15 protein-coding genes are annotated in these 16,701 nt (G+C 41.3%); 9 read left to right on the forward strand and 6 right to left on the reverse strand.

The genetic code is table 11. The features are described from left to right. The first annotated feature begins 81 nt into the window (after positions 1–81). On the forward strand, positions 82–594 hold the full coding sequence (locus tag C9J48_RS15270; RefSeq protein WP_006233609.1) for a TRAP transporter small permease: 513 nt from the start codon (positions 82–84) through the stop codon (positions 592–594). Positions 595–603: 9 nt separating this feature from the next. After that, on the forward strand, positions 604–1,887 hold the full coding sequence (locus C9J48_RS15275) for a TRAP transporter large permease (RefSeq protein ID WP_006233610.1): 1,284 nt from the start codon (positions 604–606) through the stop codon (positions 1,885–1,887). A gap of 449 nt (positions 1,888–2,336) precedes the next feature. Here the strand turns inward: C9J48_RS15275 and C9J48_RS15280 are convergent, their stop codons facing one another. From C9J48_RS15280 to aceB, 3 genes are all read right to left on the reverse strand, one after another. Then, positions 2,337–2,627, reverse strand: a complete 291-nt coding sequence (locus C9J48_RS15280; RefSeq protein WP_006233611.1) for a hypothetical protein — start codon at positions 2,625–2,627, stop codon at positions 2,337–2,339. 267 nt (positions 2,628–2,894) lie between these two features. Further along, positions 2,895–3,323, reverse strand: coding sequence for a GlcG/HbpS family heme-binding protein (locus C9J48_RS15285; protein ID WP_006233612.1), 429 nt, complete (start codon positions 3,321–3,323; stop codon positions 2,895–2,897). 43 nt (positions 3,324–3,366) lie between these two features. Beyond that, complete coding sequence (gene aceB, locus C9J48_RS15290) at positions 3,367–5,013, reverse strand: malate synthase A (protein WP_006233613.1); 1,647 nt, start codon at positions 5,011–5,013, stop codon at positions 3,367–3,369. Between the two features lie 320 nt (positions 5,014–5,333). On the opposite strand from aceB, the gene gcl reads away from it, so the two are divergent. The 5 genes from gcl to C9J48_RS15315 all read left to right on the forward strand — a co-directional run bounded on the left by gcl (position 5,334) and on the right by C9J48_RS15315 (position 11,041). Next, positions 5,334–7,109, forward strand: a complete 1,776-nt coding sequence (gene gcl / locus C9J48_RS15295; protein WP_006233614.1) for a glyoxylate carboligase — start codon at positions 5,334–5,336, stop codon at positions 7,107–7,109. Between the two features lie 98 nt (positions 7,110–7,207). Further along, on the forward strand, positions 7,208–7,990 hold the full coding sequence (gene hyi, locus C9J48_RS15300) for a hydroxypyruvate isomerase (RefSeq protein WP_006233615.1): 783 nt from the start codon (positions 7,208–7,210) through the stop codon (positions 7,988–7,990). Positions 7,991–8,001: 11 nt separating this feature from the next. Continuing rightward, a complete protein-coding gene (locus C9J48_RS15305; protein ID WP_006233616.1) occupies positions 8,002–8,889 on the forward strand; it encodes a 2-hydroxy-3-oxopropionate reductase in 888 nt (295 codons plus the stop codon). A gap of 344 nt (positions 8,890–9,233) precedes the next feature. Continuing rightward, positions 9,234–10,571, forward strand: a complete 1,338-nt coding sequence (locus C9J48_RS15310; protein WP_006233617.1) for a glycerate kinase type-2 family protein — start codon at positions 9,234–9,236, stop codon at positions 10,569–10,571. Positions 10,572–10,678: 107 nt separating this feature from the next. Beyond that, positions 10,679–11,041, forward strand: coding sequence for a cupin domain-containing protein (locus C9J48_RS15315; RefSeq protein WP_006233618.1), 363 nt, complete (start codon positions 10,679–10,681; stop codon positions 11,039–11,041). 118 nt (positions 11,042–11,159) lie between these two features. On the opposite strand, the gene C9J48_RS15320 is transcribed toward C9J48_RS15315, so the two are convergent. Continuing rightward, the gene (locus tag C9J48_RS15320) at positions 11,160–12,266 is read right to left on the reverse strand and encodes a patatin-like phospholipase family protein (protein WP_006233619.1); all 1,107 of its coding nucleotides are present in this window, start codon (positions 12,264–12,266) and stop codon (positions 11,160–11,162) included. Positions 12,267–12,549: 283 nt separating this feature from the next. On the opposite strand from C9J48_RS15320, the gene C9J48_RS15325 reads away from it, so the two are divergent. After that, entirely contained in the window at positions 12,550–13,167 is a 618-nt protein-coding gene (locus C9J48_RS15325; RefSeq protein WP_006233620.1) for a TetR/AcrR family transcriptional regulator, read from the forward strand. Positions 13,168–13,281: 114 nt separating this feature from the next. Here C9J48_RS15325 and C9J48_RS15330 read toward each other — a convergent pair whose 3' ends face one another. Beyond that, complete coding sequence (locus tag C9J48_RS15330; protein ID WP_006233621.1) at positions 13,282–14,175, reverse strand: DMT family transporter; 894 nt, start codon at positions 14,173–14,175, stop codon at positions 13,282–13,284. A gap of 408 nt (positions 14,176–14,583) precedes the next feature. Between C9J48_RS15330 and C9J48_RS15335 the strand changes: the two genes are divergently transcribed. Further along, positions 14,584–15,081: a MarR family winged helix-turn-helix transcriptional regulator gene (locus C9J48_RS15335; RefSeq protein ID WP_006233623.1), complete on the forward strand. Its 498-nt coding sequence runs from the start codon at positions 14,584–14,586 to the stop codon at positions 15,079–15,081. A 183-nt stretch (positions 15,082–15,264) separates the two neighbouring features. Here the strand turns inward: C9J48_RS15335 and C9J48_RS15340 are convergent, their stop codons facing one another. Further along, entirely contained in the window at positions 15,265–16,629 is a 1,365-nt protein-coding gene (locus C9J48_RS15340) for an 8-oxoguanine deaminase (protein WP_006233624.1), read from the reverse strand. Between the last annotated feature and the right edge of the window lie 72 nt (positions 16,630–16,701).

The following is a 16,701-nucleotide window of genomic DNA, read 5'->3' on the forward strand; positions in this document are numbered from 1 at the left end:
TGATAGCTGAACGCTTATTTATTCAGGTTGGTATAACTACCGTCTGGTCGGTGCTAAGCCGGCCAAGACAAGGAGTCTGTAATGTTTCGTAAGATCATTGATAATATTGAAGAAATAATCACTGTTCCTCTTATGATTGCTCTACTGTGTATTCTAACTTGGCAAATATCTTCTCGTTGGTTATTTGACTCTCCGTCATTGTGGAGTGAGGAGCTTGCACGAGTTCTTTTTTTGCATATGGCAATCATTGGGGGAGCAATAGCCATAAAGAAAGATGATCATGTGAAAATCACTTTTTTTTCTGACAAACTGCCGCGAAATGTTCGTTATAGCCTGCTATTTGCTTTAGAAACCTTGGTGCTGATTACAATTCTTGCGATGATCTATTATGGATATGCGCATGTTCAACGTACCGCTTTTTTCGAATTAATTACACTTGGTATCTCTAGTTCTTGGATGACTTACGCATTGCCTATTGGCGGATGCTTTATGTTAGTGAGGCAATGCCAAAAACTGTATTTTGTATTAATTGATTGGCGTATCAAAGAAAATAAAAATACATCCCATCTTACTGCCTGTGACATTAATGAATAAGGATTTTTCATGTTTACATCCATATTGGGTTGGCTAGGGCTTCTTTTCGCAGGTATGCCAGTAGGGTTCTCTTTAATATTTGTTGGTCTTGCCTTTTTAGTCTTAACAGAAAGCACTGGAATAAATTTTGCCGCTCAGCAAATGATCGGAGGCTTGGATAATTTTACTTTGCTTGCGGTTCCATTTTTTGTCTTAACTGGGCACCTAATGAATAGTGCCGGTATTACAGAGCGTATTTTTAATTTTGCCAAAGCGATGGTGGGGCATATAACGGGTAGCTTAGGTCATGTAAATATTCTGGCGAGTTTGATGTTTTCTGGCATGTCGGGATCGGCATTGGCTGATGCTGGTGGCCTTGGTCAGCTTGAAATAAAATCAATGAGAGATGCGAAGTATGACGATGATTTTGCCGGTGGATTAACCGCGGCATCCTGTATTATTGGCCCCTTAGTGCCGCCATCGATTCCTCTTGTTATTTATGGTGTAGTGTCTAATACCTCAATTGGTGCGCTATTTCTTGCTGGTGCAATACCGGGGTTATTATGCTGTATCGCTTTGTGTATCATGACGTATTTCATCGCGAAGAAACGCGGTTATATGACGTTACCTCGTGCATCAAGTAAAGAAAGATTAATCGCATTTAGAGATGCATTCTTATCTTTATTAACGCCGTTCATTATTATTGGTGGCATTTTTTCTGGTAAATTCACACCTACTGAAGCGGCTATTATCTCGTCGTTATATGCACTTTTTCTAGGTACTGTTGTATATAAATCTTTAACAATGAACAAGTTTATTAAACTTGTTCAAGAAACGGTAACTACGACATCTGTTGTTGCTTTAATGGTGATGGGAGTTACTGTATTTGGTTGGATAGTTGCTCGCGAACAATTACCACAGCAGTTAGCAGAGTTCTTTTTATCGATTAGTGATAATCCTTTGATTTTATTGCTACTCATTAATCTGTTGTTACTTTTTTTGGGTACCTTTATTGAATCGTTAGCGTTGTTATTATTACTCGTACCGTTTCTAGTACCCGTTGCTACAGCTGTGGGTATTGACCCTGTACATTTTGGTGTTATGGCTATCCTTAACTTAATGATCGGTATATTAACGCCACCAATGGGAATGGCTCTATACGTTGTATCAAAGGTCGGTAATATTCCATTCCACGTATTAACGCGTGGTGTTTTACCGCTGCTCGTACCTTTATTTATTGTGCTTGGTTTAATCATCGTTTTTCCACAAATCACACTGTTTTTACCGCAACTTGTACTTGGATATGGTCTTTAAGCTATACCCATTAAATACAAACAATTTAATGGGTTTATAAAATCAATTCCAGTAGCTGATAAAGCTACTGGGATTTTTCATTTCTAGGTTATTTGTTTTCCTATTCTCTAATAAAGATAAAAATTATTCTTAAGTACATGCAAGCAAAAAAATGTGATGAATGCTGAGCGAAACGATTTCAATGTATTGTAACGCAATGTAAAAAAGTGACCTGTGCCACATAATTTGGCGATTTTGTATGCATAATAATGCGCAACATAAAGCTTGTTAAATATAGGGATATTAAAATGCATTGTTGCTCAAAACCTCAAATTAAACGCTTAAAGAGAACAGCTTTCCAACGTTTCTTTTTTAAAGCTCGTTTTATATGCGAAAATTGTGGCGAGAAAATTATGCTGTAAGCTTTAAATACTGAGTAGGTAGTTTTATTTTATAAATATTAGATGAATTTAATATTTATTACGAACATCTGCTAATGTTTCGCCTTCTGGTTTGTTATCGTAGAAATCGTCGTAATTAATACGATCAATAATTGTTACCCAAGTAATGGAGCACTGGCGGTTCAGTTTTGTACTTTCTGTATGAGGCATTGCATCTCCTTTGTTGTTTAGGCAAACCGGTGTATCAATGTTGCTGCCACCCGTTAGAATTGCAGGGTTACCACCAAGACTGCCACCGCTACCAAAGGCTAAAACAAAGCCAGATGCTGTTAATAAGAACAATGCGAGTAGAGTTTTCATTGTAGATCCTCTGATTAAATGAGGGAATATACTGTTGTTTGTGATGTTTACCCCTCAATACATAATATAGACCTGTTTTGGTGTGATTTATTACTATAAAAAAAGCTCTTGAAGTCAGAGTATTCAAAGGCATGTTAATTATCGGTTTTTTACCTATCATCTATGTGTCTAGCATCAAGGATAAAAAATCCTCTTGAGTAGATGGCTTATCCAAGAGGATTATGGTGGAGATCTATGTTAGAGCCATTAACGGGTTAACACGGCCTACTATTCATCAGAGTATAGGTCTGCAAACTGAATGCCTTTGATGGCACAGTTCTCGTCGAGGTCTGAATGGTCACCACTGACGCCTACGGCTCCCATTACGTAGTTGGTATCATCTTTAATAAGAAGTCCACCAGGAACAGGCACCATATTGCCGTTAGCAAGAACATTTATAGCAGATATAAATGCGGGTCTGTTATTGGCATCCTGCGCTAATTTACGGGATGAACAGCCAAGGGCTAATGCTCCCCAAGCTTTGGCGATAGCGATGTCTGGTCTCATCATACTTGAGCCATCTTGACGCTGGAGTGAAATAAGTTTTCCGCCACTGTCCAAAATTGCGACAGTTAGTGGCTCGCTTTGCTGAGAAATACCGGCACCAAAAGTACCTTCGGTTATTTTCAGTGCTTGCTGAAGTGTCAAACTAATCATCTTATCTCCTGACTGTGCCACCTGCCGAATTAGCGAGATGGCGTTAGGTTAATGTTTCAATTCTTTGTCCTGTTAGTAGGGAATAACTCGGTAAAGTTAAGAACGCTGCAAATTCTTCAGCGGTCGAAATTTGGTCAAATAGTGCAGCGGTTTCTTCGAAGCGACCGTTGCTATAGCGGGTTTGCCCAACCTCAATTTTAATTGTGTCGAGTTCTTCGTTTAGCCACTTGCGAAAAAGAGAAGCAGTGAAGACTTGACCGTCATCGAGTGATACACCGTGGTGAATCCATTGCCAGATACTGGCACGTGAAATCTCGGCAGTCGCGGCATCTTCCATTAGCCCATAAATAGGCACACAGCCAATCCCCTGAACCCATGATTCAATGTAATAAAGGGCGATACGAATGTTTTTACGAACACCTTCTTCATTGCGCATGCCTTCGCAAGGTTCAAGCAATGTCTTGGCTGTAATATCGCCGACATAGCTTGAATCGAAATCGAGTTGGTTTGTTTTACCTGCAAGGTGTTTATCAAAAATATCCATCGCGGTTGAAACAAGGTGAGGGTGGGCAACCCAAGTGCCGTCGTGGCCGTTATTGGATTCACGGTTTTTATCTTCAACGACTTTTGCTAAGACTTGATCCATAACTTTAGGATCTTTATGGGGAATAAATGCCGACATGCCGCCCATGGCTAACGCACCACGTTGATGACAAGTACGTACAAGCAACTGGCTGTACGCGTTTAAGAAGGCTTTATCCATACCTACACCATGGCGATCAGGCAGAATACGATCTTTATGGTTTTTCAGTGTTTTAATGTAGCTAAAGATATAGTCCCAACGACCACAGTTCATTGCCACTATGTGATTACGCATTACATACAGTATCTCATCCATTTGGAATACTGCGGGTAAGGTTTCGATTAATACAGTGGCGCGAATTGTGCCAGTTTCAACCTTGAAATAGTTTTCGGTAAAGTTGAAAACATCCTCCCACCACTGGGCCTCTTCCATGCTTTCTAGCTTAGGAATGTAGTAGTACACCCCAAGCCCTTGTGCTGCGCGTGTTTGATAGTTATGGAAGAAATACAGGGCGAAATCCATCAAGCTACCAGGAATGGATTCACCGTTATATTGAATATGATCTTCAGGCAAATGCAAACCACGTGGGCGAGCAATAAGCAATGCTGGGCTATCGTTTAGCGCATAATGTTTGTTTTTAGTGTCATCGGTATAACTGATTGTGCCTGCATTAGCATCGCGTAAATTGATCTGACCATTGATCATATTTTCCCACGAAGGCGCTGATGCATCTTCAAAACAGCACATAAAGACTTTTGCACCAGAATTCAGTGCGTTGATCACCATCTTACGATCGATAGGACCGGTAATTTCTACGCGGCGATCTTGAAGTGCTGCAGGGATCGATGCCACTTTCCAGCTCTTATCATCACGAATATCTTTAGTATCTTGACGAAAATCAGGTAGCTCGCCGTTATCAAATGCGAGTTGGCGTTGATCACGTAAAGCTAATAATTCATTACGGCGTGCAGCAAATTTCTTTACTACCGCATCAAGGAAAAGAAGTGCTTCTGCCGATAACACTTGTTTGTACTCAGCATTATCCGTTGTGCCAAGTACATCAATACACATTGATTGTCGTTCAATCACTATATCTTCTAAAATCATTATAGCCGTCTCCTTTGAAACAATATAGATATATTGTTGTATACATAAATCTTGTTATTTAAGTCTAGATATATCGTGTTTTTAAGATTCTAGCAAAGGTAATTTAACATTATATTTTCATTTGGTTGGGGGTTTAAATGTCGTAATCACATCGGACCTGTTTTTAATTATTTGATTTTAAATGATAATGTGTGTATTCCTCTCTGTCGTCCCAAAAGGTATGTTATTTATTTGTATCATATCGCTTGCTTAAACTTTGAACTGGTGTTTAGAATACAATTGTTCCTTAAATTGTATACAATCACGATATGGAGTTCAGTATGGCGAGAATGACAGCAATAGAAGCAGCAATAGAAGTATTAAAGCGTGAAGGGGTAGACATTGCTTTTGGTGTACCTGGCGCGGCAATTAATCCTATGTATGCGGCGATGAAAAAATTGGGTGGAATTGATCACGTATTGGCTCGACATGTCGAGGGTGCTTCTCATATGGCTGAAGGCTATACGAGAACCAGTCAAGGCAATATTGGTGTCTGTATTGGCACATCAGGTCCAGCTGGAACCGATATGATCACAGGATTGTATTCTGCTTCTGCTGATTCGATTCCAATTCTTTGTATTACGGGGCAAGCCCCACGTGCTCGACTGCACAAAGAAGATTTCCAAGCGGTTGATATTGAAACAATTGCAAAACCTGTCACTAAGTGGGCAACAACAGTATTAGAGCCTGCTCAAGTACCTCGTGCATTTCAAAAGGCATTTCACTTAATGCGTTCAGGGCGACCTGGACCAGTCTTGATTGATTTACCGATTGATGTGCAGCTAACAGAAATTGAATTCGATATTGATAGCTACGAGCCACTCGATGCTTACAAGCCAACTGCGAGCCGCGCTCAGGTTGAAAAGGCAATCACTATGCTGAACGATGCTCGCAACCCAGTGATCGTCTCGGGTGGTGGCGTGATTAACGCAGGGGCATCAACACTGTTACAGCAATTTGCAGAAATTACCGGTATTCCTGTTATTCCTACGCTAATGGGCTGGGGTTCAATCCCAGATAATCATGAACTGATGGCGGGTATGGTGGGTCTACAAACAGCGCATCGTTATGGTAATGCCACGTTATTAGGTTCTGACTTTGTGTTGGGTATTGGTAACCGCTGGGCAAACCGCCATACCGGCTCTATCGATGTGTATACCGAAGGACGTAAATTCGTTCATATCGATATAGAACCGACTCAGATTGGTCGTGTTTTCTGCCCAGACCTTGGCATTGTTTCTGATGCTAAAGCAGCATTAGAGCTACTGGTTGAGGTTGCCCGCGAGTGGAAGCAAGCTGGTAAATTAAAAGATCGCTGCGATTGGGCGGGTGAGTGCCAGCATCGTAAGTCGACCATGTTACGTAAAACGCATTTCGATGAAGTACCCATGAAACCCATGCGTGTTTATGAAGAAATGAACAAGGCATTTGATGAAGATACTTGCTACGTAAGCACGATCGGTTTGTCTCAGATTGCTGCTGCTCAGTTTCTACATGTTTATAAGCCGCGTCATTGGATCAACTGTGGTCAGGCAGGTCCTTTAGGTTGGACAATTCCTGCGGCATTGGGGGTACGTGCTGCTGATCCAGACCGTCCTATTGTGGCTATATCAGGTGATTATGATTTTCAATTCATGATAGAAGAACTTGCTGTTGGGGCGCAGTTTAATTTGCCTTACATCCATGTTGTCGTGAACAACTCGTACCTTGGTTTGATACGCCAAGCACAGCGTCAGTTCGATATTGATTACTGTGTTCAGTTGGCATTTGATAACCAAAATGCGCCAGAACTTGAAGGCTATGGTGTTGACCATGTTGCGGTTGTTGAAGGTTTAGGCTGTAAAGCGATTCGAGTGCGAGATCCTGACCAAGTAGGTAATGCGTTTGCTCAAGCTAAAGAGCTAATGGTTAAGCACAAAGTACCTGTAGTCGTTGAAATCATGCTTGAGCGTGTTACCAATATTTCAATGGGTGTAGAGATAAATGGCGTTAATGAATTTGAACCGTTAGCAGAAGGCAGTGCTGATGCTCCGACTGCGATTACGTTTAATCAATAAGCTATCAGGCTTTAAACGATAAAAGGTGAGCGTTTGTCGCTGAGGACATACGCTCATCTCCAAGGTTAGAAACACAGATAAAAATGAAGGGATCAACCATGCCAAAGTTTGCTGCCAATTTATCCATGTTATTTACAGAATTTGATTTTCTTGACCGTTTTGAAATTGCTGCCGATGCCGGGTTTCAAGGGGTGGAGTACTTATTTCCATATGCGAATACGCCCGAAGAAATTAAACAGCGATTAGATAAGTTTAATTTGAAACAAGTGCTGTTTAATTTACCTGCAGGCAATTGGGAAGTTGGGGATCGAGGAATTGCTGTTGATCCTACCCGTACCGATGAATTTCGATTAGGCGTTCCCCAAGCAATCGCGTATGCAAAAGCTTTAGGCTGCAATCAAGTGAACTGTTTAGCCGGTATTGTGCCCGCAGGTGTTAACCAAGAACAAGCAACAGAAACGTTTGTGACTAACCTGCGTTTTGCCGCGGGTGAATTAGAGAAAGCGGGAATCAGTTTGGTGATTGAAGCTATTAATACCCGTGATATCCCAGGTTTTTACTTAACAAACACGGCTCAGGCACTGGATATTATTGAGCAGGTTGGCAGTAAGAACCTACGTTTCCAATATGACATTTATCATATGCAAATTATGGAAGGCGATCTTGCCCCAACGTTAAGTCAGCATATTGAGTACATTCAACATATCCAATTAGCTGATAACCCTGGGCGACATGAACCGGGTACTGGTGAAATCAACTATCCGTTTATTTTACAGCATCTCGATAATATCGGTTATCAAGGTTGGGTTGGGTGCGAATATAAACCTAAAACCACCACGTTAGCGGGTATCGGCTGGCTTAAAGCATTCAACCAAATCTAAGGAGAGACACAATGAGTACAATTGCATTTATTGGTACAGGGATTATGGGAAAACCAATGGCAGTAAACTTGCAAAAAGCAGGTTATCAGTTAGTTTTTTCAGAACATTTCAATCAAGTGCCAACTGATTTGATTGCGGCTGGTGGCATTGCATTCCCAACGCCGAAAGCAGCGACAGAGCAAGCGGATTACATTATTTTAATGCTACCGAATACACCTCAAGTGGAAGAAGTACTCTTTGGCAAAAGTGGTGTAGAAGAAGCGCTTACGGCTGGTAAAGTTGTTATCGATATGAGTTCGATTTCACCGATTGAAACCAAGCAATTTGCCGCACGTGTGAAAGAGTCGGGTGCAGAATATTTAGATGCCCCTGTTTCTGGTGGTGAAGTGGGCGCAATCAATGCTGCATTAACCATTATGGTGGGTGGTGAAGAGTCAAGTTTCGAAAAAGCCAAACCTTTATTTGAAGTTATGGGTAAAAATATAACGTTAGTGGGTGAAAGTGGTGCTGGGCAAATCTGTAAAGTTGCCAACCAAATTATTGTGGCGTTAAACATTGAAGCGGTATCAGAGGCATTGGTGTTTGCATCTAAAGCAGGGGCAGATCCGGCGCGTGTACGCGAAGCACTAATGGGGGGATTTGCTAACTCGAAAATTCTAGAAGTACATGGTGAGCGTATGATTAAAGGTACGTTTGACCCAGGCTTTAAAATTGCGTTGCACCAGAAAGATCTTAATCTTGCGATTAGCGGTGCGAAAACGTTAGGGGTGAGCTTACCCAATACGGTGATGGCACAAGGCTTATTCGACCAATGTGTCGCAATGGGCGGGGAAGGTTGGGATCACTCTGCCATGATCCGTGCCATTGAGCAGTTAGCTGATCACGAAATACGTAAATAGAACATTTATTTATTATCAATTTATGATGATAGTTAGTCATTGGAAACTCACTGGCTAACAGTTTCAAGCAGACACATTAATAAAACGCGTATGTTACGTCTCCTTAGTACGCGTTCCCGAAGCAACATGGATTTATGGGCTATCAAGTCATGTTTTTAGACACCAAGACCAAGGTAACTAAGAGTACATGGTTTGAAGGCTCAAACTCTGACAGGCAATCTGTGTATAGCTTCGGGATCCTTTCCTTTTTCTTTTTGTTATCCGATTTTTTGTTTTTATTATCACTATTTACATCATCTGAATTTTAATCTCTTTGTTTAATAGACCGCGCAGGAAGCCAATTTATGAGCTACGTCAATAAGAACATTAATAGCAATGCCTTTTTATTATCACTGTTTGAATGCGCCATTGATGAAGCCTTACCCTATGGGCATATTGCGAAGTATTTACCTGATGACAAAACAGGTAAAGCCATCGTGATTGGTGCAGGAAAAGCGGCGGCATCTATGGCGGCAGAATTAGAAGCTGTTTGGCAGGGTGAGTTACAAGGTGTTGTGGTAACGCGTTATGGTCATACAGTTGCGGCGAACAACCCTCACATGGCTTCTGATTTATTAAAAAGGGCTACTACGTCGTCAAAAATAGAGGTTATCGAAGCCGCGCATCCGGTTCCTGATGCCGCTGGGCAAGCGGTTGGTGAGCGTATTCTCTCGTTAGTGTCTGAACTTTGCGAAGATGACGTCGTGATATGTTTACTGTCGGGTGGTGGCTCTGCATTAATGAGTTTATCCGCAGAAGGGCTGACCTTAAGTGATAAACAAACGATTAATAAAGCGTTATTGAAGTCGGGTGCCGCGATAGATGAAATGAACTGTGTGCGCAAACACCTATCAGCCATTAAAGGTGGGCGACTAGCTAAAGCGGTTCACCCTGCAAAATTGATTTCATTAGCAATTTCAGATGTGCCTGGTGATGATACCAGCGTGATAGCGTCGGGTCCTACGGTGGCTGATTCAACAACCCGTTTTGATGCACTGGCCATTTTGGAACGTTACGACATTGAAATACCTACAGCTGTTTTTCAATGGTTGAATAACCCGAAGTCCGAAACAATAAAGCCAAATGATCCCTGTTTAGCGAACAGTGAAATCCATATTGTTGCTACGCCGCAATCAGCGTTAGAGGCGGCGGCGAATAAAGCGATACAGCAGGGTATTCCTGCTTATATATTGAGTGATTGTATTGAAGGTGAAGCGCGAGATGTCGCAAAAGTGCATGCAGCTATCGCTAAGCAAATTGCTGAAAAAGGACAGCCATTTAAAGCACCTTGTGTGTTGTTATCTGGCGGCGAAACAACCGTAACAGTAAAAGGAACTGGGCGGGGTGGGCGCAATAGTGAGTTTCTACTTAGCTTATATAATGAGCTGCAAGGGCATCCTCAAATACATGCGCTTGCAGGCGATACCGATGGCATTGACGGTGTAGAAGACAATGCAGGGGCTTGTATTACTCCTGATAGCTTTGCTCGTGGTCAGCGATTAGGGCTAAATCCGCAGCATTATCTTGATAACAACGATGGTTATCATTTTTTCTTGGCACTGGAATCATTAGTGATTACGGGTCCAACGCTCACTAATGTAAATGACTTTCGTGCTTTGTTGATTTTACCTGCTAAAAAGTAAGCTGATGGGTTATCATTTAGTGTGTTATTTGAACTATTATTTAAGTCACTGATTAAAAAAACGTAACCCGCTGAAGGGTGAATATTGATTAGCAAGGAGGCTATCTAGTGTCTAAGCATGCAGTGAAATATTGGAATGTACTTTCAGAATCGAGCCGAAACCGATGGAAAGCTCTCGAACAAACCAATGGTATGATCGAGCAAGTGACTCTCAGTAAAGATGATGCAACAGGGGAATATACTCGTTTAACTCGCTTTAAGTCAGGGGCAGATACGAGCTCATTTGGTAGTGACCACCATCCGCATCCTGAAGAAGTCTTTATTATTTCTGGTCGGTTATATGACCAAACTAATAAGGCATGGCTTGAACAAGGCCATTACGCGAGCCGTTCACCAGGTGAAGTGCATGGTCCATTCTTTTGTGAACAAGAATGCATTGTATTAGAGATATCGACATCAAAGACGTTTTGATTATAAAAACGAACCCTTATACCCAATAGAAGAATGATTACAGTATTAGGACTGGCAGTGACCGGTCCTTTTTATTTAGGTCAGATCAAACTTTTTACAAATCCAAGCCTTTTTGAAATTACACATAGCCTACCGATTGTAAAAAGCGCTCGCCTACCATTTGCCCGTGTTCATAGTCTTCCAGTAAATGATCTTTTTTACTTAACAAAGGACGACTGCTTAGCGATCTATCTGGTGCTATTTGAATTAAATTAACGTCATTAGGAGGATTGGTTAAAAAGCCTTCGACGGCATTATGATTCTTATAATGTGCGATCATGATATCGAGCATTTCAGAACTCATACCAAACTTAGAGACTTTGGCTTGCAAAGTGACTAAACGATATAAGTGATCGTCATCCATCAACCAACGTTGGTTATTAAGCTTATATTTTGTATGTTCATGATTTTGCTTCAACTCATTGAGTTTATCAGAGAGTTTTTGGTGGAAATGAATAAGGTGGTGTTTTTCTTTAAACATTCCAATGCGTTTTAAGTAGTGATCCATATTAACTTCGAAATTTTTCCGTTTTTTCTCAACCTGGTTAATGGAAAAATCAGTTGCCTCATTAGTCTCTATCCCGTTAATAATCGGAGTGGTGCGTATTACGACGATGTTTTTAAACCCTCTTCGATGTGATTCGTGCACCGGAATTGCTGCTGAAACACTGCCATCGATCCATTGCTTATTATCAAAGGTGATGTCGTTGTAATACAGCATCGGGATACCACACGTCGCTTTGAGTGTATTAAGCCATTGGTCGGTAAAAATAGGGTAGTAGTAATCTTGTAAGTCAGATTTGTTAGTAACACAAGCCAGTGCATGTTTACCATTCTGTAATACATTATTGGCGGTATTGAAATCAAGCGGAATAGCACCATCTTGCTGCACCATATTTAATGCCCAGTCCAAATCCATCGGCTGTTTTTTTCTGATGAATTTATTGAGATTAAAGAAGCGGTCGTGCGTGGTGTAATTCAGCACAAAATTAAAGCCTAGACCTTGCTGACGAGCAACATACGTCGCGACGTTAAGTGCGCCTGCCGATGTGCCAACATAGAGTGAAAAAGGGTCGAAGTTACGCTCTAGAAATTTATCTAATACACCCGATGCAAAGATCCCTCTTTGACCTCCACCTTGAACAATGAGTGAAAAGTTATTCCCATCTAAAAAATGTTGATTCAATCTACTTACCTCCATACTACAAGAACACTTTTTAGACTTCATACGCAAAACGTATGCTGTTTTGTTGTGACATAGTAAAAATAGTCCTGTTCGAATATGATTTAACGATCAATCTTAAGCAAGCTTTATTCGTTTTCTATTTTATTTTTCGCTTAATTCGTGAGGCACATGTAGCGAGGTGACAAAAGATATGTATCTTGTGAGAACTGAGGTATAACACCTTTACAAATCAAAGTGGTGCATTAATATGAAGTGGCTAATATAAGGATGTAAAGGTCGATATATGTCAAAAATAAGAGAAAAAAATCAAGATCTTATCATTGAAGTTGCATGTCGACTATTTGCCTTGCAAGGATATGCAGCAACAAAAATGGCAGATATTGCCAAAGAAGCGAATATTCCAAAGCCTAATGTTTATTATTATTTCAGTACAAAAGATAACTTGTACCGTGCTGTACTTGAAAGTGTTATTCAGCCGTTATTAGATGCCTCTAAACCTATAGAGCAGCTCGATGATCCAGCTGAAGCCCTGACTGAATATATCAAAACTAAGTTACGGATCTCTCGTGATCACCCGTATGCATCAAAAGTATTTGCGAACGAAGTTATGTCGGGAGCAAAGTATTTGCCACAAGATATTGCTGATGGCTTATTACGGCAGTCAAAAATGATTGTTGAAAAGTTTGAATTATGGATTGAACAGGGCACGATGGCAAAAGTATCCCCTCAGCATCTTATGTTTACTATTTGGGCTTCAACGCAGACTTATGCTGATTTCAGTTGGCAAATTTGTAATGTGCTCAACAAGCCTGCATTAGATAATAATGATTATGCTGAAGCGGCAGAGTTTCTAACCCAGTTTGTGATCAACGGGTGTCAGGTAAAAAGTACTGTGCCATAAATTGTCTATATGTCGTTATCAAATTGGTACATTTAACTCAGTGGTCTTATAGAATTTATAAACCACTTTTTTATCACGAATAAATGTATTAGAACGACAGCCTTGCCGATAGCTTCAGTAAGAAATTACCGTTTGTTCTGTGCGTTGGTGGTGTCGCTTTTCGTACAGTTGAGCCACTAAATTACAAAGAATCATCATACCCATTACACAGAGCTGAAGGGGGCTGAAGGCTTCCCCCATTATTGTTGCGCCTATTACCATCGCAAGGATGGGGTTAAATGTACCGAAGAAGCTGAGTTCACTAGTAGTAATCAGTGGGATAGAAAACACATAAGCGCAATAACTGACAGCCGTTACACCGACGATCAACCATATGAGTGCCGCCCATTGTGGCAACGTCATTGAAAATGGATCAGCGTAATTGTTGCCACTGAAATAAAGATGCCAATAAGCAATAGGGAGTAAAATTATCCCGCCAAAAATTAATTTCCAAGTTAATAATTTCCACCAGTAAATTTTCTTCATCACGTGTTTTGTTACTACACTCCCCCCGATCAACACTGTCATGGCCGCGATCAAAAATCCCACTGATGCGAAGCTAATATCTGCATGACTTGATAGGAATAAATAGGATGCACAGAGAATTAGTACCATTGCAGAGAGAAGCTGAATCACACTCGGTTTCATTTTATGAACAACAGCCATAACAACCAATCCGATTACTGGCAGTGTAATCATTCCAACACCAACCAGAGCGCTGGGTAGTTGCATCGCACTTTCAAATAACAAGCTAAAGAATAAGGTGATGTTGATGAAACCAACCAGCAGTAATGAGGGTATTTCTGACATCTTAGGCAAGCTTGGTTTGATGATGAACAGCAATACCCCAGCGGGTAGCGCGCGCCATGCGGCAAGGGCAAAAGGGGACCAGCCCGCAAAGAATGCTGAAACTGTTGCGTAAGTGGTTCCCCAGAGAAGTGGTGCTAAAAGGGCGATAAAGACTCTCATGTATGATTCCATTTTATCTTAACGTAAAGATACTTTACATAAAGTTTTTGCGAAGGTAAAGTCACTTTAAAAATATCAGCAACGTGAGGTGGTATGGGAGTCAGCAAACCGTTAATAGTTAGAGCGCCGTCATCTTCTTCAGAAACACACCTTTTTTATCTTTATTCAATTGTTAAGAAGCCAGTAGCGCATTGGTGGGTTATTAACGGGAGGACAATAGAGGCAAAGTATTGCGAAATTGATGGGCTCATTCCACAATATACTTTAAGATTGGCACCGCATAGATACGTTTATGAAGCTGATCTTAATGTATTTTTCATACGAAATATGAAAGAGTCAGTTTCAAAAAAATAAAGACCAATGTGTATATCAACTGGTTAGGTAAAGTGGCAATCTTGAGAGAAAATAATGACTAAACAACGCGATCATATTGATCAAATATCGCAACAATGGAAAGAAAATCATTCTGAACTTGATAATGGTTTGGTGGAAATAATTGGTCGTTTTTCAAGGTTGAATAAGCATTTAGAAAATAAACGAGCGACGGTTTACAGCGCATTAAATATCAATGCGGGAGAGTTCGATGTCTTGGCGACACTCTATCGGAATGGCTCTCCGTATAAACTGATGCCAAGTGATTTAGTGAAACAAACTTTGCTGACATCAGGGGCGATGACTAATCGGCTAGACCGGCTTGAGAAAAAGGGCCTGATCCAGCGCGCTCATAGTGATGAAGATAGACGATGTGTAGTTGTTGGACTGACGGATCCTGGGTTATCGTTAATCCAAAAAGGAAGCGTATTGTATTTTGATAAAGTCGCTACCCTGTATGAGCCATTAACAAATGAAGACCAAATACAGTTGAATGGCCTGTTAAAGAAGTGGGTAAAGCATTTTGAAGACTAGTGATTGAGTTTGTTCAGGGTTTTTCTTTTTCAAGGTGGCAAATAATACGTGCATTCGATACCGCATTTAGGTTCTTTATGTCTGATTTTTCAATGTTTATCGGATATAGAAAAAAGAGAATACCCAAGGCAAGTTCATATGTAATGGCCTGCCTTGGAAGGGCGCTATGTGATAAACAAATGTTTAGCGCATGGCTAATGCTTTTTCAGCTAAACGTTTCGCTGCATTGCGGTGTTTATATAGCAGCTGTTCGAGATCTAAACCAATGACTTGCCCGTCACTAACTCGCCACTTACCTGCAATCATGACTTTGTCTGCCTGATGTGCACCACATAAAATAAGCGCGGCTAATGGGTCGTGTGAACCAGAGAAACGAATTTCATCCAGTTTAAACATTGCAATATCAGCCTGTTTTCCAACGGCCAATGTGCCAATGTCTTGGCGTCCCATGGCTTGAGCTGAGCCTTGTGTTGCCCAGCGCAGCGCATCGAAATGACTTACGTTAGCTGAGCCATAACGTAAACGTTGTAAGTACAACGCCATACGGACTTCCCCAATCATGTTTGAGCCGTCATTAGATGCCGAACCATCAACACCAAGTCCGACTTTTACGCCTGCCGCTTCAAGTTCGTTATTACGACAAATACCCGATGCCAACATCATATTCGAGGTTGGGCAATGGCTAATACCTATTTGGGCCTTTCCGAGTCGTTTAATTTCTTCGTCATTAAAATGAATGCCATGGGCTAACCAGGTTCGGTGATTAAGCCAACCAACATCTTCAAGGTAATCAACAGGTCGTAGACCAAAGCGTTGTAAGCAGAAGTCTTCTTCATCAATGGTTTCACATAAATGGGTGTGAACCATTACGTCTTCATTTTTTGCGATACGGGCTGTTTCTTTCATCAACTCAGTAGTGACAGAGAATGGTGAGCAAGGGGCGAGGGCAATTTGAATCATCGCGCCGTCTTCACGCTGATGATATTCACGGATTAAACGGTGACTATCATCGACGATTGTTTGCTCGGTCTGAATGGTATTGCGAGGTGGTAAACCACCGTCATCTTCACCTAAGCTCATTGAACCTCGGGTAAAGATGGCGCGAATACCGAGTTTGTTTGCAGCTTCGACTTGTAAATCAATCGCGTTTTCTAGCCCTGTAGGGATCAGATAATGGTGGTCTGATGCGGTTGTACAACCTGACATCATCATTTCGACCAGCGCAACTTCTGTAGCAAAACTCATCATTTCTTCATCTAAGCCCGACCAAACAGGGTAGAGTGTTTTAAGCCAATGAAAGAGTTCTTTATTGAGTGCGTCAGGATAGGCGCGGGTGAGTGTTTGATAGAAATGATGGTGGGCATTAATCAATCCCGGTGTCACCACATGCTGGCTAGCATCGACCACGACATTGATCTTATTTTTGGGCTCACAGCCTAGAGCGACAAGCTCAATAATCGTTGTGCCAGAAATAACTATACCACCTCGGGCATCCTCATTTGTGCCGGTGTACACCGCTAAAGGGTTTTTAAGCCAGATTGTTTCCATTCATAGTTGTCCTTAGCCATCTCAGCCTTTTCAGGGAAGAGGGTCTTTTTTCATTATTGAGTGAGTAAACGT

Origin of the sequence: Photobacterium profundum, assembly GCF_003026285.1 — a bacterium.
Classification (GTDB): Bacteria; Pseudomonadota; Gammaproteobacteria; order Enterobacterales; family Vibrionaceae; genus Photobacterium; species Photobacterium profundum.